Genomic DNA, 20,120 nt, shown 5'->3' on the forward strand with positions numbered 1-20,120 from the left:
CTGATAATGATATGACGCTCAAAGAGACCTTAAAAGTTGATAACGTCCGTTACTTTTTAATGTTCCGGTGTAGCTACTTTGCGCGTTTTTACTACCCAGTTTTCACTCTTCTTTATTTAGATTATGGCTTGACCCTTTCTCAGTTTGCCATATTGAACGTGGTGTGGGCGGCAACTATAGTGATTGCCGAAGTCCCTTCAGGAGCATTTGCCGACACTCTCGGGCGTAAAAAACTAGTGATGCTATCCTCACTGGTGATGTTCATCGAAATCGCCATGATCGCTTTTGTGCCAACCGGCAACGCTAGTCTGGTGTTCTTCGTTTTCCTGATTAATAGAGTGTTGAGCGGACTGGCTATGGCGTTGGCCAGTGGCGCGGATGAGGCTCTTGCGTACGACACTTTAAAAGAGCAGGGCAAAGAAGAGATGTGGCCGCATGTGCTACAAATCCAACTGCGTATTGCTTCAACGGTCGGTATTATTGTCACTCTCGTTGGGGCGGCAATGTATGACGTTAACTTTATGGCTGGCGTCTACCAATTGTTTGGCCTATCAGAACCTCAGAGTACTCAGGACATTATGCGTGTTCCCGTTTACGCGACGTTATTTGTTGCGTTGCTGGCCATATACGCTGCATTTAATATGCAGGAAGAGAAGAAGGTTTTGCCGAGTCATAGCAGCAAACTGGCAACGACCATGGCAAGTCTGAAGTTAACTCTGAATACAGCTCAATGGGTGTTCGCGACGCCTTATGTATTGTTTATCCTACTTTACTACAGCTTGTTCGAGCACACGTCTCGAATGTTCTTGACCATGAACAGCCAATATTATCTCGCCATTGATATACCGATTATCTACTTTGGTTTTATTGGTGCAGGAATCAGCGTGCTGCAGATTATTCTAGCTGGGCGTAGCCGTGTTTTAGCTGAAAGTGTGGACCCGAAAAAATTTATTCTCTTTATGGGTGTAGCATCGATAGCTACGTACTATTGGATTTCCCTGGGTTGGCCAATCTATGGAGTGATTCCTGTTCTGATACTTATATTCATCATCATGACGATGAACATTTTCATTAGCTACCATCTAAACAAAAATACCGAGTCGCACAACCGAGCTACAGTGCTCAGCTTTAAGGGGCTGATGTTTAACCTTGGTTATGGTTCGATTGGTATCTTATATGCTTACTACTACAAGCTGGTTTCTCAAAACTACTCCGAGCAACAGATAGAAGAGCACATCGACTTTATCGCTTCATTGTCGTCTTTCACCTATTACTTTGCGTTTTTGTTTGTTGCCATCAGCGCTCTGTTCTACGTTAAGCATAGAAAAAGCCCAATTATTTAAGCTTGCTTTAAGTATTCCTTCTTAAACTTTCGTCTTTTATCAATTCTTGTCGTCCTATAGAACAACAGAACTTTTTAAGTTTTTTATGAATGGTTGGTTGCATAGATATTCACTGTGGTGATTTATGTTCCGGATTGATTTGTGCGATGAATGGGTGCGCTAATTCACTATGGTTGATCGGTTTTTTTCGAGCCAATGGAACTTGTTCTAGATCATTAAAGTGTTCAAAATTGCAATCTTTGATTTTAAATATTTAAACTATGATGAGGTTTACGAAATTAAACCTAATTCATATGAATCTAGTGATCTCGTTCAAGATTTGTGCGTGATTGTACGGGTTTTCGGTGTTTTTTAAGCTTTCTCAGGCGAATTTTTTGAGTTTACAGAAGTTTACTCTGTATTGCTCAACTAACCCGAAAGGAGTACTTTGACGTCATTGAGTTCAAAAATGTAAACCGAAATGATGAATGTAAAACAGGTTCGATTCACCGATGAAGACAGAGAGTGTTTAAGCAACTACTTTCGTTTGGCAGATACGATAGCTGATTTGATTGGCCCGTATTGTGAAGTGGTTATTCATTCATTTGAAAGCCTGGAAAATTCAGTGGTGAAGATCGTAAACGGTCACCATACCGGGCGCGAAATTGGATCGCCAATCACTGATTTGGGTTTACGCATGTGGAGTGCATTCGAGAAAACCGGTGAAGTATCACCAAAGAGTTACTTCACCAATGCCGCAGACGGTTCTTTGCTGAAATCGACCACATGTGTTTTGGCAGGTCCAGAGCAAAAGCCGATAGGCATGCTATGTATCAACATGAACTTATCTTTCCCATTTCCCGAAATCGTCAAAACACTGATGCCGCAATGCAATGTTTCGCAAACCTTAGTGAGCGAAACCTTCTGTAACAATGCCAACGATGTTATAGAGCAGGCATTGAGTGCGGCTATAACCGAAGTGGAACAAGACGAGACGATTTCAACAAAAGGTCGCAATAAAGCCATCATCCGCTGCCTGTTTGATAACGGCGTATTTGAGCTAAAAGAGACCACTACACAAGTATCCGAGCAACTTGGCATCAGCCGCCAGGCGGTTTACAAGTTTATCCGTGAATTTAAATCAGAATAAAATTAATCACTTAGGAGTTATATAGTGAAACAGATCATTGCCACTGAACAAGCACCAGCAGCCATCGGTCCTTACTCACAAGGTACTGCTTATGGCGACATGGTTTACACATCAGGTCAATTACCTTTGGTTCCAGAAACAATGGAGTTTGTGGAAGGCGGTATTAAGGAGCAGGCGCGCCAGTCTTTAGCGAACTTAAAAGCGGTTCTGGAAGCAAGTGGTGCAGGTTTAGACACAGTACTAAAGACCACCTGCTTCCTATCAGACATGGAAAACTTTGTGGCATTCAACGAAGTGTACACTGAGGTATTTGGCACGGAAAACGCACCAGCTCGCTCTTGCGTTGAGGCTGCAAGATTACCAAAAGACGCATTGGTTGAAGTAGAAGCCATTGCATACAAAAAATAACCGACTTTCGGACATAAATGGGTATCAATAGGAGATCCTCATGAGCGTTTCATTTATTGGATTGAGTATCCTGTTCTTTGGGTTTTACGCAATACTTGCCAACTTCAAAAAACAGAAGAAAAGCTTTAACTTCCGAGTACTAAGTGCTCTTGCTGCTGGTTTGTTATTCGGCGGCGCAATTCAGCTGGTATTTGGTGTTGGCAACGTGGCAACATCAGGTTTTGCTGAACTGATTTCTGTGTTTGGTAAAGGCTACATTAAACTTCTACAAATGATTGTAATCCCGCTAGTCTTCGTCGCGATGATCTCTTCGATCATGAACGTAGAGGGCGGTGGTGCACTGTCACGTATTGCACCAAAAATCATCGGTATTCTACTTTTCACTTGTGCTATCTCTGCTGCAGTAGGTATCGCAAGTATTTACCTGTTCGGTATCGATGCAAACGCACTCGTAAGCACAATTGGCACCAACAGTGCTATTGAAGCTCGCGGTGATTCACTGATTGCAACTCAGGATGCAATGGCAAGCAGCGGCTTGTCTGGTATGGCACTATCTATCATCCCAACAAACATCTTCGACATGCTAACGGGTTCTGAGCGTACATCGACACTATCAACCGTATTGTTTGGTATGTTCCTTGGCTACTGTATTCTGCAAGTGAAAAACCGTAAGCCTGAGAAAGTGCAGAACTTCGTTGATTTCATCAACTCTGCAAAAGAAGTCGTGCTATCTATGGTGCGTGAAATTCTGAAGCTGACACCTTACGGTGTATTCGCTCTGATGACTACGTTCATGATGACTAACGACTTGTTCGCACTGGCTGAAATGGGTCGCTTCCTGCTGGCAAGTTACGTGGCAATCGGTGTGATGTTCGCTATCCACTTTGTGATGGTGTCTATGTTCGGTTTGTCGCCGGCGAAATTCATGAAGAAAATCTGGCCAGTACTCGTATTTGGTTTTGGTTCTCGCTCTAGTATGGCGGCAATCCCACTCAACGTTGAAACTCAAACTCAACGTCTGGGTGTTGACGAAGAAACCGCAAATATGTCAGCAACTTTCGGTACCAGTATTGGTCAGAACGGTTGTGCAGGTATCTATCCAGCGATGCTCGCTATCATGGCTGCACAAGTCATGGGGATGCCGGTTGACCTAGGCTTCATCGCCCAACTGATCGCGGTTATCGCTATTGCTTCATTCGGTATCGCAGGTGTCGGTGGTGGTGCGACGTTCGCAGCGGTTGCGGTACTTACCATCATGGGTCTGGACATCACCGTCGTAGCGATACTGGTTTCAATTGAAGCTCTTATCGATATGGCGCGTACAGCGCTTAACATCTCTGGCTCTATGCTGTCAGGTGTATTGACCGCTAAGAAAAATGGCTCACTAAACACAGAGCAATACAACGCTGATGTGACTGCAACAGTTACAAAAGAAGCAGCGGTGTAATTTCCAGATATAATTATGAGCACCCTCTATGGGTGCTCTGCGTTTTTCCTGAGTTCAGGTTATTTAGGTAAAAGATATGAAAGTTGTTGTTGTAGGCGGTAGCGCTGCAGGTATGAGTTTCGCAGCGAAATACAAACGTAATCAGCCATCAGATGAAGTGATAGTGCTGGATAAACGTGATTACATCTCGTTTGGTGCGTGCGGCTTGCCGTATTTTGCTGGTGGAATGTTTGATGACACCGAGCGGATGATTTCTCGTACGCCAGAGCAAGCAATTAAGTCGGGCTTAGATGTTCGCGTTGAAACCGAAATGGTTGCACTGGACCGTGCTGAAAAACAGATCACGATTCGCCAGCAAGGCGAAGAAAGCACTATTGATTACGATATGCTGGTTATCGCTACGGGTGCACGTCCGATTGTTCCGCCATTTGGTGACTTCAACCCTGAGCACGTATATACACTAACGAGTATGGAAGATGGCCTGGCAGTAAAAGAGGCGCTTCAAGACAGCAGTAAACAGCGCGTTTGTGTCATTGGTGGTGGCTTTATCGGCCTTGAAGTGTTTGATGCTGCCCATCTCCTTAATAAGCATGTCACCATCATAGAACGCGAACAGCATGTAATGAGTCGCCAGTTCAGCCCAGAAATGATCGAGGCAGTTGAAGGCGCAATTTGTGAATCTGGCGCTGAGCTCAAAACAGGCTGCAGTGTATCAGCCATTCGTGATGCGGAGCAGGGCGGCTACATTGTAGAAACTGACAATGGTAATGTCGAAGCTGACGTGGTGATTCTATCACTTGGTTTCAAACCAAACACCGAGTCGTTCGAGTTACCTAAAGCGGCAAATGGTGCCCTGTTAGTGGATGAGTTTGGTGCAACAGAAGACGCGCATATTTACGCAGTGGGCGATTGTGCAGTGGTTCACCATATGGCGCTGGAAAAATCGGTTTATCTGCCACTGGCAACAACCGCAAATAAACAAGCACGTATGATGGCTGACAAGCTGGCAGGTAAAGATACTTACATGACTGGTTTTCTTGGCTCTTCTTGCTTGAAGGTACTGGATTACGAATTGGCCTGTACGGGTGTCTCAGAGTTGTTGGCTAAAGAGCACGGTTTAGATGTGAAGGTTTCAACCATTTCCGACAAAAACCAAACCGATTACTATCCAGGTCAGGAAGACATTAAAGTGAAACTGGTTTACCACCCACAAACCAATGTTCTGCTCGGTGGTGAAATCGTTGGTAAGAAAGGGGCTGTAGGCCGAATCAACGCACTAGCTGTTGCCATTACTGCGAAGATGACTACCCAGCAGCTAGGCTACATGGATTTTTGCTACGCACCGCCATTCGCACGTACCTGGGATGCCCTCAACGTTGCGGGTAACGTGGCGAAATAACCCCCCAGTTATTAGGCTCATAGAAAACCAAAGGGCTCCAGAGATGACTCTGGAGTCCTTTTTTAACGTTTGTAATCTAATTATTATCTGGGTTACTCATTTAACCACTCAGACACGGAATAACTGAGTATTGGGTATTTATCCAAATAAAGGTGGGTTTGCTGCCATCCCTGTTTCTCAATAAATTTACGCCCCCTTGAGGTACTCGCAATACTAAAAATAGTGTCGATATTGAGGTTTTTATCTGACATTAGCTGTTCCAATTGCACCTTCGCGGTATCGACAACCAAGCTAGCACCATGAGGTATACGACTGTAAATCGAAGCGAAATAAGCGACATCTGAGCCGGAGGGTCGGTCAATAGGTTGCAATTCTTCCTCTGTTATCTGTCCGGACACTATTTTTTCATATGAGTCTCGACTAATAATAATTAAACTACCGTACGCTAAGATTGAGTCTGGGTTATTGTCACCATTTTTCAGACACAATAATGAGTAAGGGGAGTTAAACCATTCAGTAATACTCTCTACCGAATAATCGAAATCCATCCCAAATAACTTTTTCTCTAGCTTTAAGAAATCGTCATAATAATCGACTAAGCATGATTTATCCGTAATCATCTATTTCCACCAATGAACACTATGAAGCCTATAGGTTAGACTTGATTAGCTATTTAAATCAATGGCTTGGATTGTTGTTGTGGGCGCCAAATAGGTGTGTATGCGTAGGGAGACTTAATCATGATGAGAATGGTGTTTAGCCGGTTACTGGATAGATCCGCTATGAGCCAGACCAGCAGTTGGCTTCGCAATACTCTCTTAATACTTTCAACCAAAAGGACATCTTATGTCTTAACTTATGTTATTGAAAGTGCACGTCGGTTCAATGTAACTTGTAAAAAATGGCATTTGAAGGAGACACAAAGTGATAAGAGAGATAAGAGTTGGTGACTTCGAGCTATTTTGGCCATGTTTCAGGCAGATAATCAAAGACCAAGAAACGTATGCGTTCGATTCTCAAATGACCTTTAAGCAAGCCTTCGAACTGTGGTGCAAGGAACCACTAAAAACATTTGTTTATGTAGAAGATGGTCAAGTGTTAGGGACCTACTACATTAAAGCAAACGCACAAGGTCCGAGTGACCATATTTGCAACTGCGGCTATATGGTACAAGCTCAGTCACGTGGTAATGGCATCGCCAGAAAGTTGTGCGAACATTCGCTCGAAACTGCCGTTAACCTCGGGTTTAAAGCAATGCAATTTAACTCAGTAGTATCCTCTAATGTGGTAGCGGTTAACCTATGGAAGAAATTGGGCTTTACCATAATAGGTACGATTCCTTCAGCCTATCGACATAAGCAACTTGGGTATGTTGATAGCTTTATAATGCATAAACAACTAGTCAAAGAGGGATAAGAATTAATCTCGAATGGAGCGCTCAGGGTTAATCTGCTGGACGTCAGTTGTAGTCAACTAACACCAATTGCATCTCATATTGTTTCAAGGTTACTCTGTTACTCATTTTGCAGGCTAGCGCTAATGATTCATCCACTTGACCGCAAATAATGACTCCGTTGCAGCTGCGGTCTGGGAACCTCTCTTCTAACAATCCCAGATACATGGCAATTTGACCAAAAACTTTGAAATCTCCAATGCCAGCTTTAAGTTCGATCGCCAAAAGAGACTTGTTTTGTCGATGCTCTAACAAGATGTCTATTCTTTTTCCATTTATGGAAAATTCGACTCCTTCTAGAGCCTCTCCGCCGTAGATTTGATGTTCAGGGAAAAGGGCGTCGATCTGAAGTACCATTGATGACTGCAGGTCACGCTCATAAGATAGATTGAACGTTGGGTTATCTTCTAGTTCCTGTCCTTCATCGCATGTTGAGGAAGTAACTGCTTGTTGAGTAGAGCTTGCAGAAGCGGATGAGTTTAAAGCCCACTCCATTCTATACCTATAATACGTTGCAACAGCATTTCGGATGGTTCCATTCCCTTTGCCTCCGAAATCACTGAACTTTCCATGGAGGGAGTAGTCATCTTTTATTTGTTCTAATAAGGCGGTATCAAGTATTCGATACAAGTCTGTGTTTTGTTGTGTGTGAGTCGAATAATGATTAGAGACTTTGTCTATCGATTGCGCGTATTGATAAGCAGTGTTTGGTTTTTTCCGCTCTTGTTTCACCATCCAGCGTTCGAATTCTCTTCTCATAGTTAGATCTTAATGTAAACGACACACATATAAGTTTAGTTGGCGTTTCTAAATATCGTTAGTCAAGTCTTTTATCAAAAATCACAAAGGTAGAAACAACTACAAGCCCAGTAGATACGCGAGAGTGCAAGATCGAATTTGATTGGAAACGACATCCCCCCGAGAACTTGCTGGGTTTTAAGTCCTTTTTAGAGAGATATCTTCTTATTTGCATTCGGACACAAATGAAATTGAACAGAGTTTGTTCCATTCTTATCTGAGAGGCGCGAAAAAGGTGGACTTTACCAAGTGGTTGATTCATCCTGCCTCTCCATTTTATTCACCCTAAACAATGAGACGAAGTGCCCGCTGATATGAACATCAGCCTCCCGTATCTCATTAAAGAACTAAGGAGTTCAACTTGAACCTATTTGTAAGAGATCTTACCGTTATCGATTCTTCATACATTTGCGAACAACGAGGAATTGTAGGAGACAGTTGGATAGTTGATGTCATCATGTCTGGTGAACTCAACGAGATGAGTATGGTTTTGGACTTTGGTAGGGTGAAGAAGCAAGTCAAACAGCTGATTGATGAGTATGTTGATCATCGTCTCTTGGTACCAATGCAAAGTTCGGCGATTGTTTATAAACCAAGTAAAGCTGGCTATTCGACGCTTGATGTAATGCGTGGCGAGAAAAGTATCCACCTCAATTGTCCTGACCAAGCTTACTGCCTGATTGATGCGGAAACAGTCACCATTGAAAGTATTACTGACCATGTATACCGAATCTTACGTAATAACCTGCCAAGTAATGTGACTGGTATTGAAATCACTTTGAGACACGAAAATATCTCCGGTGCTTTCTATCATTACAGCCACGGTTTGAAAAAGCACGATGGTAACTGTCAGCGTATCGCTCATGGTCACCGTTCTCCAATCGAGATTCTTGTTGATGGGCAGCGTGATAGCGAAAGAGAGGCGGCCTTTGCTAGGCGTTGGCAAGATATCTACCTGGGCTCAAAAGAAGATCAAGTGTCTGTTTCTGAACTTAATCTTGCTCAAGAGGCGAACGCTGTAACAGATCAAAGCCACTACGGTTTCCGCTATACGGCGCCGCAAGGAGAGTTTGAGCTCGCCATTGCCAAAGCTGAAACAGAAATCTTACCTACCGATACTACGGTTGAGCTGCTTGCTGGTTATATCGCCGATGAGGTGAAACCAAGTTTAGCGCAAGGGCAATCTTTACAGATCGTTGCCTATGAAGGTGTGGGTAAAGGGGCGATGGCGTTTCGCTAATCCCTTACACCAGGATTGATATCCTCTAGTGAGTATGGACGTATCACAACAGTTGGACTGACAAATACAGGGAGTATTAAGCAATGAATAAAAAAGTGGACACAGAGGCTTCGGCAAATATTTCAAACCTGTGTGAGTTTGCGCAAGCCTCAGACTATTCATTGCTTGATACGCTGAATCCTGATCCTGATGCCACTGAACATGGTATCGACCACTATCCAAGACAGGTCTTCTCTGGTCATTATGTTCCCGTAAAGCCGACACCTATTACTGATCCTATTTATGTTAGCCACAGCCAAGGATTCTTTGGTGAGTTGGGGTTGGACGACAGTCTGGCACTAACCAAAGAGTTTGCTGATCTGTTTTCAGGGAACGTCACCAATGTCCCTGAGCCTATGCGTCAAATGGGGTGGGCAACAGGTTATGCACTATCAATATTTGGTAATGAGTATGTAGACCAGTGTCCATTCAAAACAGGTAATGGTTATGGTGATGGCCGAGCGATCTCAGTTTTTGAGGGACTATTCAACAATAAACGTTGGGAAATGCAGCTTAAAGGTGGTGGTCCGACTCCATACTGTCGCGGTGCCGATGGCAGGGCAGTGTTAAGATCCAGCGTTCGCGAGTTCCTGGCTCAAGAATATATGCATGCGCTTGGGGTACCTTCATCCCGTTCACTCAGCTTGTTTGCCTCTCAATCAGAGACCGTTGATCGCCCTTGGTATAGTGAAGGTTCTCGTTCAGAGAACCCGGACATCATGGTTGCTAACCCTGTTGCTATTACTACTCGCGTCGCGCCTTCTTTTTTGCGTGTTGGACAGCTGGAACTATTTAGTCGCCGTGCTCGAGCTAACGAACATCCCACGGCAATGGCTGAATTAGAAATGATGGCTTTGCACATCATTGAAAGAGAATACAGCGAGCAGATTGACGAAAATCTTCCTTTAGCCGATAAGCTATTGATTCTTGCCGCCGAGTTTAGGGATAGGTTGACCTCTCTAGTGAGTAATTGGCTACGAGTCGGTTACTGTCAGGGTAACTTTAACAGCGATAATTGTTCAGTTGGTGGCTTCACCTTAGACTATGGCCCGTTTGGTTTCTGTGAGTATTTTGAACCTTTCTTTCAGCCTTGGACGGGCGGTGGTCGACATTTCGCATTCTTTAATCAATCGCTAGCGGCGGAGAAAAACTTTGACAGTTTTTGTTCGGCATTGCAGCCGTTGTTGCAATCGGAGCCAGAAGCCTTAGAGAAGCTAGCACAGATGGTTGAAGAGTTCTCTTCGGTGATACAGGTTAAGGTTAGCCAAATGTGGGCATCTAAACTCGGATTAGAAACTCTAGATAGTGAGTTGTTTAACCAGCTATTGGCTCTGATGATTAAAAGTCATGTTGATTACACTATCTTTTTCCGCGAGCTATCAAACATCCCAAAACAAGTATCAGAACTGTCTCGATGTTTTTATGCGACGCTAAGCGACGAACTGGAACAGGATTGGAATCAATGGCTTAATTCTTGGCGTGAGTCACTAAACAGTCGCCTAAGCCACGATGAGATCTCAAAGCAGATGAAACAGGTCAATCCTAAATACACCTGGAGAGAGTGGTTGATCGTGCCTGCTTATCAGCAAGCGCAGCAGGGTGATTTCTCGCTAATCCATGAATTACAAGCGGTTCTGGCACAACCGTATCAAGAGCAAACTCAGGAGATAGAAGATAAATACTATCAGCTGAGACCGATGGAATTTTTCGCTGCTGGTGGCGTCTCTCATTACAGTTGTTCGTCTTAGTCACCCTTATCATTTGCGTCATTGATTGAATAACACCAGCCAATGGCGCAGAGCTTACTTTCCTCTTCCTCGACAAACGATAGTAACCTCAAATGCTAGTTTTTATTGGATTTTAAAAAACTTACCGATTACAATCGAACGGTGTTTTATTGTCTTTGAGCTCGCAATACTTTGAGAAGTTTAGTCCTATTTATCGTTAGCCAGTTATTCATAACCGCTTGTTCTACAACTAGTAATAGTCAGCATGAAGACAAGGTGCCGAGCAATGAAGACACGGTATCAGCTAGTGTTGAAATACAGCCTAACGTCAACAATGATTTTGAACCTTCATGCAATGCTGAGGCAGAATGTCGAACATATGCCACCTCCAATCTGACAATGAGCAGCGAGTCCAACCAGCAACTCTCTTCAACGGTTGAGGCATTCGAGCAACATGAGCCCGAGAATCATAATTGGTCCGATGGTGGCAACAATTCAGCAGGAGAACTTTTGCTTAACAACGAACCGACAAAGCAAGTGATTAAGTCAATAGAGAGTGTCACAGACACATTTAACATCATCACCTTTGGAATATTTGCCACTGGCCTTCGTTAACTTCTTAGAGGGACAGACACTTTAGTTTGGTGCATTTCTTATCGGGACACACGCCATTAATTCGATAGTGGACCTGTAAGACTCGACAGGTATTGAAGTAATAAAAAAGCTCCTTAACCGGAGCTTTTTCGATTTGTTTCTTATAGGGACAGACACCTTAATTTGGTACATTTCTTATCGGGACACACACCAATAATTGGTTAGGAGATTAGCTATTCTCTTGTGCAAGCTCATTGCGCACCATTTCTGCTCCGGCGGACAACGCATTCAGCTTTGCTGAAGCGACATCGCGAGCCAGAGGTGCCATACCGCAGTTAGTGCAAGGGTATAGTTTGTCAGCGTCAACATATTTGAGTGCTTCTCGCAGCGTATCTGCCACTTCTTCTGGCGTTTCAATAGAGTCGGTGGCGACATCAATCGCACCAACCATCACTTTCTTGCCGCGAATCAGTTCCAGCAGTTCAATTGGCACACGGGAGTTATGACACTCCAATGAAATAATATCGATGTTGGATTGTTGAAGTTTTGGGAACACTTCTTCATATTGTCGCCACTCGGAGCCGAGCGTTTTCTTCCAGTCGGTGTTCGCTTTGATGCCATAGCCATAACAGATGTGTACAGCGGTCTCACACTTCAGGCCTTCAATGGCTCTTTCAAGGCACGCGATGCCCCAATCATTAACATCATCAAAGAAAACATTGAATGCAGGCTCGTCAAACTGGATGATGTCCACTCCAGCAGCTTCTAGCTCTTTTGCTTCCTGATTGAGGATTTTTGCGAATTCCCATGCAAGCTTCTCACGGCTTCCATAATGGTTATCATACAGAGTATCAATCATCGTCATTGGACCGGGCAGAGCCCACTTTATTGGTTTGTCAGTTTGCTGGCGAAGAAACTTAGCATCCTCTATAAATACTGGTTTTTGACGACTTACCGGGCCTACAACAGTTGGTACGCTTGCATCATAACGGTTTCGGATCTTAACGGTCTTACGATTCTCGAAGTCGACGCCGCTTAGGTGCTCGATAAAGGTAGTCACAAAGTGCTGACGGGTTTGTTCACCATCACTAACAATATCAACGCCAGCCTGCTGTTGTTCATGTAGCGACACTCGCAGAGCATCTTGTTTGCCGTCAGTCAGCGCTTCTCCCTCTAGCTTCCAAGGTGACCAAAGTGTTTCAGGCTGCGCCAGCCAAGAAGGTTTTGGTAAGCTACCTGCGGTGGAAGTAGGTAATAATGTCTTCATAATCAATCCTGTTTAAGCTCTCGTTAAAGGTTTAGGCATAACTGGCAGACCACTGTTCAAGAACAGCTTGGTAAGGCTTAATGAAGTGCTCTTCGGCAAACTTCCCTTGTTTTACTGCTAGTCTGCTACGCTCTTCACGGTCATAAACAATTTGAGTTAATGAATGATCCGAATTTTTCAGGTTTGGTCGGTAGTGTTGTCCCGCAACGGCATTGGCGTTATAAATTTCTGGACGGTAGATCTTTTGAAAGGTTTCCATGGTGCTGATTGTACTGATTAGCTCGAGGTTAGAGTAATCGTTAAGCAGATCGCCAAAGAAATAGAATGCTAAAGGTGCAACACTGTTAGGTGGCATAAAGTAGCGAACCTGTAAGCCCATCTTCTGGAAATATTGTTCCGTCAAAGAAGATTCATTAGGCTGGTATTCATAACCTAAAATAGGGTGTTGATTCTCTGTTCTGTGGTAGGTCTTATTATCAGACACGCTCAGGCAGATAACGGGTAACTTTTTAAAGTGTTGTTGATATTCCGCTGAGTTGACAAAATATTTGAACAACTTTCCGTGCAGTTCACCAAAGTTATCTGGGATAGTGAATTGTGGTTTTCCTTTATTATGATCAAGAAGTAATACGCTAAAATCGTAATCACGTACGTATGAAGAAAAGTTATTTCCAACGATACCTTCGATACGTTCATTGGTTTTATGGTCCACAATATTGGTCTTTAGTACTTCAATCGATGGGAATGCCTCAGCACCATTTTCAATATCCATGTCGACAGATATGATCTCTAATTCAACTGAGTAACGGTCGCCTTTAGGGTTGTCCCAGTTTGCTAAGGCATTGAAGTTGTTATCGATCATCTTTAATGCGTTGCGTAAGTTTTCCTGGCGGCTTTCTCCTCGCGCCAGGTTAGCGAAGTTAGTGGTAATGCGCGTGCTGTTCGATGGCTGGTAATTTTCGTCGAGACTAATGCTTTTAATCGTAAATGAAAAATCGTTATTCATGATGATCTTGTTTCCTATTTCCTTAGGTGAAAGCAGGACTTAATCCTTTCTCTTTCTAGGCTTTCTGCTGTTCTTTTTTATTTTCCCAGTCACTAGGAATTACCGTGTTCTTCGACTAATTAGCAGTTGTAATAGTTCGAGCTGTAATTCCTACTAGAACCAAGAGCAGTGAATCTTTTATAACGTTAATCACCTGAAAGATAACAATGGTTTTATTTCACAATCAACATGAGAAATATTCATGTTTCATAATTTCCTGACGAGTTATATTAATGGACTTAAAGGAAAGATATAAATATATCGATAAGGGACTACACCCTAAAAACATAAGAGGAGAATGGAGTGAGTGAGTTGCTGTTGTTGGTTATTTACTGCGCGGTATTAGGTAGTGGCGTTGGCTTTTTAGCTGGCTTATTAGGTATTGGCGGAGGGTTAGTCATTGTACCGATACTGAGTATTATTTTGCTGCACTTTGGGATTCTACCTAGCGAGCAGGTGGTGATTGGCGCTATTGCTACATCGCTTGCATCAATCCTGTTTACTTCTACATCCTCGGCCATCGCTCACCATAAAAATGGCAATGTACCGTGGAATCTTGCTCCCTGGATCATGACCGGTGTTGCACTGGGCGCATTAATCAGTGGTTTTATGGCAGCGCTTCTTCCAGAACAAGTCGTTCGCATAGTGTTTGCTGTAAGCGTAGTGTTGATTGCATTGAAGATGTTTTATAGCAGCAAAAGTAATGAGCCCACTCAACGTAAGATGCCAAATAGAGGTGTGTTAACGACACTCACTACTATTGTTGGAGGCCTGTCTGCCATGATAGGAATTGGTGGCGGTGCGCTGTTAGTGCCTCTGCTAACGTTTTTCTCGATAGACATGAAAAAAGCGATTGGTTGCGCATCAGCTTGTGGAATTGTGATCGCACTGTTTGGCTCAATTGGTTACATCACTTCGGGCAGTGCCCACTTCGTCTTAGCGGATGGCTTTGCTGGCTTTGTTTATTTACCCGCTCTATTCGGTATTGTCAGTACTTCTTGGTTCACCGCTCCAATGGGTGCGAAAGCGACTCAGGTTCTACCTGTCTCGACAATCAAAAAGCTCTTCTCTGTGCTGCTACTGGCTATGGCAGGGAATATGGTTATCAATTGATTCAGTATTGGGTCATTGAAAACACCGTCAAAGCTTAACGGGACAGACACTATAACCAGGGGCGCCTATAGGTTAACTGGCGGGTCTGTCCTTATAAGGGCGGTTATATTTAAGTTAGAAATCCAGAGTTGCCTCTGGATTTCTTGTTAGCAGATTAAGTGCTTCGATTAGCGTTCACCCTGAACTTCAAAATCATCATGAGCTAGTCTGGCGTGGCCGTCGCTCTCAACAACCCAGTGTTCTCGGTGCACAACACCAAAGGCTTTATTCATCGTCCACTTAGAGGTAAGAATATAGCTGTTCTCACCACACTGTTCCCAATTTACATCGCTATAGGTTACGTCTTTAAACCCCTGGTCCATAATGTGTTGCCAAAAAGCCTGAATCGCTTCTCGACCTTCAAATGTACCAAATGGACGGGCGTGCATTGTGCAATTCTCACTATATTGCTCTGCGCATCCTTTTGCATCCTGTGCATTGAATGCCTTTTTCCAGTTCTCAATACCTTGTTGGCAAGCAGCTAATACATCACGTTGTGGCATAACGTTCTCCTCAATTAATTTCGTAGCGTTTCGAGTGCTAGCTTACTTATATCAATTAACAAGAAAAACAGAGATAATAAAAAGCACTGTTTGATTAAAGAGAACAATTGATGAGTCGGCTAAAGCAGATGTCTATTTTCGCCCATATTGTAGAGGAAGGTTCAGTTTCAGCAGCGGCGCTCAAGCTCGATCTCTCCAAATCAGTTGTAAGCCAACACCTTAAAAATCTGGAACAAGATCTGGGTCTGACCTTGATAAAAAGGACGACTAGAAGGCAGACGTTAACGGCGACAGGCGAAGCCTTTTATCACAACTGTAAAGAGATTAACTCTATTGCCAACTTAGCGTGGGAACAGGCTCAGAATGCTCATATTGAGCCCAAAGGACGGATGCGTATCACCGCGCCAAATGCGCTCATGGAGATCCTTGTGACCCCGGTGGTAGCAGATTTAATGAGGCAGTACCCAAAGCTTAAACCTGAGCTAATTAGTGATGATAAGCCGCTAAACCTAATGGAGCATGATGTCGATCTGGCGATTAGGGTAGGGCGTTCGAAAAATAGTAACCTTAAGCAAAAACGGATTGGTGAGTTCAGGGACGTTTTATGCGGTGTTCCAGAGTTGCTGGCCGGAGGATTTTATGATGTGCCATATATCGCGAACCATTGGCAAGGTAAGTTCGTTCGACATGAGTTTGAGTCAAAGAGTGGCGAAACTAAGGTTTATGAGAAACAGGCTGACTGCATCACCAACTCTTTTCACAGCTGTTTGGCTCTGATTCGATCTGGTGCAGGTATTGGAATCATTCCTGATTTTTGCTTCTCGCAGATTGAGCCAGAGGTTGTCTCTCTAATGCCTGATATGACGTTACCTGAGAATCCGGTCTATGCGCTAAATCCGTTTAGTAGCAACACCCCACTGTCTGTACAACTATGCATTAAGGCTCTTGAACAACGATTAAGAAATGATTTTTAACTCGTGGCTAGTCGTGAAGTGAACATACCATCTAAGCGAGGTTTAGGGTGTCTGTCCTTATAAAAAGAGTGAGCTCGTAAACTCATTTCTGCCCCGCCAGTGTTCTGGTTGATTCAATATAGCTAACATCCTCGCGCTAAATAGCATAAGATACACGGCCTTTACCTAGCACTGAGCTACACATCGTAATGACAGATAAAACACCGCAAGCAACATTTGCCGACCTTGGTCTGCTGCCAACCTTAGTTGAGCGACTAGAAGAGCTAGAATATAGCCAACCGACACCTATTCAATCTTATGCTATTCCTCATGTACTTGATGGAAGAGATATTGTCGGTGGCGCTAACACAGGCTCAGGTAAAACCGCTGCGTTTTCGTTGCCAATTCTGCAAAAGATTCTTCAGCAAGATGCTTCAGATAATCGTCGTGGCAATTATGTATCTCACCTGATTTTGGTTCCTACTCGTGAGTTGGCATCACAGGTGGCGTACAACGTTAAATCCTACTCCTATCATCTGAGAGATAAGGTTAAAACGGTTGCAGTGTTTGGTGGAGTATCGGTGAATCCTCAAATGCTCGCACTGCGTGGTGGTAGCGACATTGTTGTGGCTACGCCGGGTCGATTGCTCGATCTGGTTTCAAGTAACGCAATCAAGCTGGACCAAGTAAAAACGCTTGTTCTTGATGAAGCTGACCGTATGTTAAGCCTCGGATTTACTGACGAACTGAACAAGATCCTTGAACTGTTGCCTGAGAAGAAACAGACGCTGCTATTTTCCGCGACTTTCCCTGATAAAGTGACGACGTTAGCTCAGCATTTACTGCGCGAACCGGTTGAGGTTCAACTACAGAGTGCTGAAGCCAGTACTTTGGTACAGCGCGTATTTAGCGTAAATAAAGGTGAAAAAACAGCAGTACTAGCGCACCTAATCAAACAGCATCAATGGCGCCAGACGTTGATTTTTGTTAATGCTAAGAATGCTTGTAACCACCTGGCTCAAAAACTGTCAAAACGTGGTATCACTGCCGAGGTTTTCCATGGTGATAAGGGGCAAGGCGCCCGTACTCGCGTTCTTGAAGGCTTCAAGAGTGGCGAGATTCAAGTTCTGATTGCTACTGATATCGCCGCACGTGGTCTTGATATAGAAAAACTACCGGTGGTTATCAACTTCGATCTTCCACGTAGCCCTGCTGATTATATGCACCGAATCGGGCGAAGTGGTCGTGCAGGCGAAGTGGGCTTGGGACTATCTCTTATTGATTACGATGACTACCACCATTTCAAAGTGATAGAAAAGAAAAACAAGTTCCAACTTGAACGTGAGCAGGTAGCGGGTTTTGAAGTGGAAGACGACCAAAGCGAAGCTTACTTTTTACCGATGAAACCACGTGCGAAGCCAGCAGGAACAGGTAAAAAGAAGAAAAAGCGCAATCAGTAGGATAGGTAATTCAGTCGCTTGTCCAATTGCAGATTGAGCTAGCCAGTTTCCGCATTTGCTGTAATGAGAAATAGAGCCTCACTTGATAAGTTAAGTGAGGCTCTTTCTTTTCTAAGGTGTTGTATTAACGACGGTTTGGACGACCGCGAGGTGAGCGCTTTTTAAAGGCAGATGCGGCTTTAGCTTGTGACTTCAGAATCGAATCAACCGTCAGCGGCATAGGTTCTTTAGGCTCAAGCCCATGAGGGAAAGTCCGAGCTCTTGGCGGTAAATCGTATTCTTCCGCACTAGCTCGTGGCATGCGCTTAAAGCGATAAAGATAAAAGTTCTCTAACTTTTCTCGCGCCCAATCCGTTTTCTTTAAATACTTCACACTACTCGCAATCGAAGGCTTAGTGTTAAAGCAGTTAAAGCGCATTGCTGTATCTAGAATGTCCCAGCCATAAAAGTCCACCAACTCTTGCAACATGGTTTCAAGCTTTAGCCCGTGCAGTGGGTTGTTACGTTGCAGTTCGATTCTTTCTTCGTCAGTCATAATTCTAGGTTTCTCGGTCATCAATGGGCGGAGTTTAGCAGAGTATAGAGTGCAGAGGTATCTCTTAAAAGGACAGACACCATAAGCCAACATGTAAGGTCTGATAAGCTGTTGGAGCCAAGCTCCCTATTAGGTAACTGAGCTATAAGAAGATTTACTATTAATACTGGTTAGATCTTACAACTTTTTGTAGGGCAGGGCTTATAAAAAGATTTGGTAAGATAGATACTCGTTAAGAGCACAATACCTTTGGAAGCGGTTCGCAAATTGACTGTTTAGTTGTCCAACCGAAGAAGATTGAGTCTCTTTCGGCTTAACATCCGTTTGGCATGAATGACATTCTGACTGCAGCCCACAGCGGTAATTCGTTGTCGTTCAAGTTTTGTACAAGCTTCAAGCCATTTGAGCTGGTTGATATTGAGACGTTGTAATATGGGTGGGGTGCTTTCGGCCAAGCAGGCTTTATCCTCACGATATAAACGAGCACTCCAATCGACTAACTCGATATAATCCATAAGACGATATGGGATCCCATCAACTCGCTCATTCGTTGCGACCCCAATAAATGGATGAAGGCAAGGGGCAGGCTCTTGCTGCTTGTTTAATGCTTCTAGTCGAGCCTGAATGGATGTGTAGTCGGAGGTTTCTGGGGTCTTAGCTTCGCCCGCTCTTAATGGGTTTAAGTCTACATAAGTCATGGCAGCCAGAAGTGCGTTTTCATCAAGCAGCGCCTGACTTTTAAAACGGCTTTCCCAAAAGTGGCCTTTGCAATCATCCTCCTTGTTGGCTTGGCAAGCGATGTCAAAGTTGAGCTCTTTCATAAACCAACTCAGGTTCCACAAACGTTGACGCCACGATTCTATAATTGCTGCGCACACTTCCATTTCCGCTTTGCTGGTGAGCTGACCATTAAGCCAACGAGAGACTAAAGCGGGCATCTTATGCTCTTGCTGCCAACGCTCAACAACTTCGTAATCCGATAATTTTTGCGCTTTAGCTCGATTGATATGAACCACCAGATGGTAGTGATTACTCATAATAGCGTAGGCACAAATGTCTATGCAGTATATCTGTGAGAGCGTCGTAATTTTGCGTTCAACCCAAGCTCGTCGGTGCTGATAACTTTTATTGGTAAGTGGATCTTCACCACATAGAAAGCTGCGCCTGACACAACGAGAGACGCAGTGGTAGTAAGGAGTTGCATCAACGGATACTTGTTGCTTTCTTGCTATCGTCATCTCAAATCTCGTTGGTGATCAGGTATTCATCCAAGTTAGGGAAGTGATGACAACACAGCAACCCATGATGCGGTGACTTTTGGTAGAGGTATCAACATCTCATCCTAATTTCATTCTTTGAGGTGTCTGTCCCTTTTAGAGTCTTTTAGAGTCAGAGGTGCCTGTCCCTATTAGAGAGGTTTGGCGCTACCTTCTCAATCTTTTATATGAAGGTTTGTTTAAACCTTTACGTCAACTAATTTGGTGGTTGAACAAACCAGCCTCCACCAACGCCTCATATTGTGTCGATATCTACTTGTCTAGATAAGTATCTCGTTCACTCACGATGACTTATTTTTGAAACCCTTTTGACACCCCTTGTTCATATAACCTCGGCAAAGTTGTTGCTGT

General features: G+C 43.8%; 19 protein-coding genes. 12 read left to right on the top strand and 7 right to left on the bottom strand.

Annotated features, from left to right (window positions below):
* The first annotated feature begins 11 nt into the window (after positions 1-11).
* The 5 genes from RH46_RS16875 (at position 12) to RH46_RS16895 (ending at position 5,726) form a co-directional block, all read left to right on the top strand.
* Positions 12-1,343, top strand: coding sequence for an MFS transporter (locus RH46_RS16875; RefSeq protein ID WP_006880726.1), 1,332 nt, complete (start codon positions 12-14; stop codon positions 1,341-1,343).
* Between the two features lie 460 nt (positions 1,344-1,803).
* Positions 1,804-2,472 carry a helix-turn-helix transcriptional regulator gene (locus tag RH46_RS16880; protein WP_006880727.1) on the top strand — a complete coding sequence of 223 codons (669 nt, stop codon included), beginning with the start codon at positions 1,804-1,806 and terminating at the stop codon, positions 2,470-2,472.
* 24 nt (positions 2,473-2,496) lie between these two features.
* Positions 2,497-2,880, top strand: a complete 384-nt coding sequence (locus RH46_RS16885; protein ID WP_006880728.1) for a RidA family protein — start codon at positions 2,497-2,499, stop codon at positions 2,878-2,880.
* A 40-nt stretch (positions 2,881-2,920) separates the two neighbouring features.
* Complete coding sequence (locus tag RH46_RS16890; RefSeq protein ID WP_006880729.1) at positions 2,921-4,327, top strand: cation:dicarboxylate symporter family transporter; 1,407 nt, start codon at positions 2,921-2,923, stop codon at positions 4,325-4,327.
* Between the two features lie 76 nt (positions 4,328-4,403).
* On the top strand, positions 4,404-5,726 hold the full coding sequence (locus tag RH46_RS16895) for a CoA-disulfide reductase (protein ID WP_006880730.1): 1,323 nt from the start codon (positions 4,404-4,406) through the stop codon (positions 5,724-5,726).
* A 92-nt stretch (positions 5,727-5,818) separates the two neighbouring features.
* On the opposite strand, the gene RH46_RS16900 is transcribed toward RH46_RS16895, so the two are convergent.
* On the bottom strand, positions 5,819-6,346 hold the full coding sequence (locus RH46_RS16900) for a hypothetical protein (protein ID WP_006880731.1): 528 nt from the start codon (positions 6,344-6,346) through the stop codon (positions 5,819-5,821).
* 304 nt (positions 6,347-6,650) lie between these two features.
* On the opposite strand from RH46_RS16900, the gene RH46_RS16905 reads away from it, so the two are divergent.
* Positions 6,651-7,142, top strand: coding sequence for a GNAT family N-acetyltransferase (locus RH46_RS16905; protein ID WP_006880732.1), 492 nt, complete (start codon positions 6,651-6,653; stop codon positions 7,140-7,142).
* Positions 7,143-7,185: 43 nt separating this feature from the next.
* On the opposite strand, the gene RH46_RS16910 is transcribed toward RH46_RS16905, so the two are convergent.
* Complete coding sequence (locus tag RH46_RS16910; protein ID WP_040896101.1) at positions 7,186-7,938, bottom strand: PDDEXK family nuclease; 753 nt, start codon at positions 7,936-7,938, stop codon at positions 7,186-7,188.
* A gap of 400 nt (positions 7,939-8,338) precedes the next feature.
* Here RH46_RS16910 and RH46_RS16915 point away from each other — a divergent pair, with 400 nt between their 5' ends.
* From RH46_RS16915 to RH46_RS16925, 3 genes are all read left to right on the top strand, one after another.
* On the top strand, positions 8,339-9,217 hold the full coding sequence (locus RH46_RS16915) for a 6-pyruvoyl trahydropterin synthase family protein (protein ID WP_040896103.1): 879 nt from the start codon (positions 8,339-8,341) through the stop codon (positions 9,215-9,217).
* 83 nt (positions 9,218-9,300) lie between these two features.
* Entirely contained in the window at positions 9,301-11,004 is a 1,704-nt protein-coding gene (locus RH46_RS16920) for a protein adenylyltransferase SelO (protein WP_006880735.1), read from the top strand.
* Positions 11,005-11,259: 255 nt separating this feature from the next.
* Positions 11,260-11,598 carry a hypothetical protein gene (locus tag RH46_RS16925; protein WP_006880736.1) on the top strand — a complete coding sequence of 113 codons (339 nt, stop codon included), beginning with the start codon at positions 11,260-11,262 and terminating at the stop codon, positions 11,596-11,598.
* A gap of 208 nt (positions 11,599-11,806) precedes the next feature.
* Here the strand turns inward: RH46_RS16925 and RH46_RS16930 are convergent, their stop codons facing one another.
* Both RH46_RS16930 and RH46_RS16935 read right to left on the bottom strand, forming a co-directional pair.
* A complete protein-coding gene (locus tag RH46_RS16930; RefSeq protein WP_006880737.1) occupies positions 11,807-12,844 on the bottom strand; it encodes a methionine synthase in 1,038 nt (345 codons plus the stop codon).
* 31 nt (positions 12,845-12,875) lie between these two features.
* Positions 12,876-13,850: a DUF1852 domain-containing protein gene (locus RH46_RS16935; protein ID WP_006880738.1), complete on the bottom strand. Its 975-nt coding sequence runs from the start codon at positions 13,848-13,850 to the stop codon at positions 12,876-12,878.
* Between the two features lie 342 nt (positions 13,851-14,192).
* Between RH46_RS16935 and RH46_RS16940 the strand changes: the two genes are divergently transcribed.
* Positions 14,193-15,002: a sulfite exporter TauE/SafE family protein gene (locus RH46_RS16940; protein WP_006880739.1), complete on the top strand. Its 810-nt coding sequence runs from the start codon at positions 14,193-14,195 to the stop codon at positions 15,000-15,002.
* 167 nt (positions 15,003-15,169) lie between these two features.
* Here the strand turns inward: RH46_RS16940 and RH46_RS16945 are convergent, their stop codons facing one another.
* Entirely contained in the window at positions 15,170-15,544 is a 375-nt protein-coding gene (locus tag RH46_RS16945; protein WP_006880740.1) for a YybH family protein, read from the bottom strand.
* 110 nt (positions 15,545-15,654) lie between these two features.
* On the opposite strand from RH46_RS16945, the gene RH46_RS16950 reads away from it, so the two are divergent.
* Together RH46_RS16950 and RH46_RS16955 are read left to right on the top strand one after the other, a co-directional pair.
* Positions 15,655-16,518, top strand: coding sequence for a LysR family transcriptional regulator (locus RH46_RS16950; RefSeq protein ID WP_006880741.1), 864 nt, complete (start codon positions 15,655-15,657; stop codon positions 16,516-16,518).
* Positions 16,519-16,706: 188 nt separating this feature from the next.
* The gene (locus RH46_RS16955) at positions 16,707-17,957 is read left to right on the top strand and encodes a DEAD/DEAH box helicase (RefSeq protein WP_006880742.1); all 1,251 of its coding nucleotides are present in this window, start codon (positions 16,707-16,709) and stop codon (positions 17,955-17,957) included.
* A gap of 124 nt (positions 17,958-18,081) precedes the next feature.
* On the opposite strand, the gene RH46_RS16960 is transcribed toward RH46_RS16955, so the two are convergent.
* Positions 18,082-18,492 (bottom strand): VF530 family protein, encoded by a 411-nt coding sequence (locus RH46_RS16960; RefSeq protein ID WP_006880743.1) that lies wholly within the window; start codon positions 18,490-18,492, stop codon positions 18,082-18,084.
* A 275-nt stretch (positions 18,493-18,767) separates the two neighbouring features.
* Complete coding sequence (locus RH46_RS16965) at positions 18,768-19,730, bottom strand: transposase (protein WP_006880744.1); 963 nt, start codon at positions 19,728-19,730, stop codon at positions 18,768-18,770.
* Positions 19,731-20,120 lie beyond the last annotated feature (390 nt).

The organism is Vibrio brasiliensis LMG 20546 (genome assembly GCF_000189255.1).
Lineage (GTDB): Bacteria > Pseudomonadota > Gammaproteobacteria > Enterobacterales > Vibrionaceae > Vibrio > Vibrio brasiliensis.

Coding starts and splice junctions, on each gene's coding strand:
- RH46_RS16930 (WP_006880737.1), bottom strand. CDS start 12,844: ATGAAGACATTATTACCTACTTCCACCGCAGGTAGCTTACCAAAACCT.
- RH46_RS16895 (WP_006880730.1), top strand. CDS start 4,404: ATGAAAGTTGTTGTTGTAGGCGGTAGCGCTGCAGGTATGAGTTTCGCA.
- RH46_RS16935 (WP_006880738.1), bottom strand. CDS start 13,850: ATGAATAACGATTTTTCATTTACGATTAAAAGCATTAGTCTCGACGAA.
- RH46_RS16890 (WP_006880729.1), top strand. CDS start 2,921: ATGAGCGTTTCATTTATTGGATTGAGTATCCTGTTCTTTGGGTTTTAC.
- RH46_RS16955 (WP_006880742.1), top strand. CDS start 16,707: ATGACAGATAAAACACCGCAAGCAACATTTGCCGACCTTGGTCTGCTG.
- RH46_RS16880 (WP_006880727.1), top strand. CDS start 1,804: ATGATGAATGTAAAACAGGTTCGATTCACCGATGAAGACAGAGAGTGT.
- RH46_RS16950 (WP_006880741.1), top strand. CDS start 15,655: ATGAGTCGGCTAAAGCAGATGTCTATTTTCGCCCATATTGTAGAGGAA.
- RH46_RS16900 (WP_006880731.1), bottom strand. CDS start 6,346: ATGATTACGGATAAATCATGCTTAGTCGATTATTATGACGATTTCTTA.
- RH46_RS16875 (WP_006880726.1), top strand. CDS start 12: ATGACGCTCAAAGAGACCTTAAAAGTTGATAACGTCCGTTACTTTTTA.
- RH46_RS16920 (WP_006880735.1), top strand. CDS start 9,301: ATGAATAAAAAAGTGGACACAGAGGCTTCGGCAAATATTTCAAACCTG.
- RH46_RS16960 (WP_006880743.1), bottom strand. CDS start 18,492: ATGACTGACGAAGAAAGAATCGAACTGCAACGTAACAACCCACTGCAC.
- RH46_RS16965 (WP_006880744.1), bottom strand. CDS start 19,730: ATGACGATAGCAAGAAAGCAACAAGTATCCGTTGATGCAACTCCTTAC.
- RH46_RS16945 (WP_006880740.1), bottom strand. CDS start 15,544: ATGCCACAACGTGATGTATTAGCTGCTTGCCAACAAGGTATTGAGAAC.
- RH46_RS16910 (WP_040896101.1), bottom strand. CDS start 7,938: ATGAGAAGAGAATTCGAACGCTGGATGGTGAAACAAGAGCGGAAAAAA.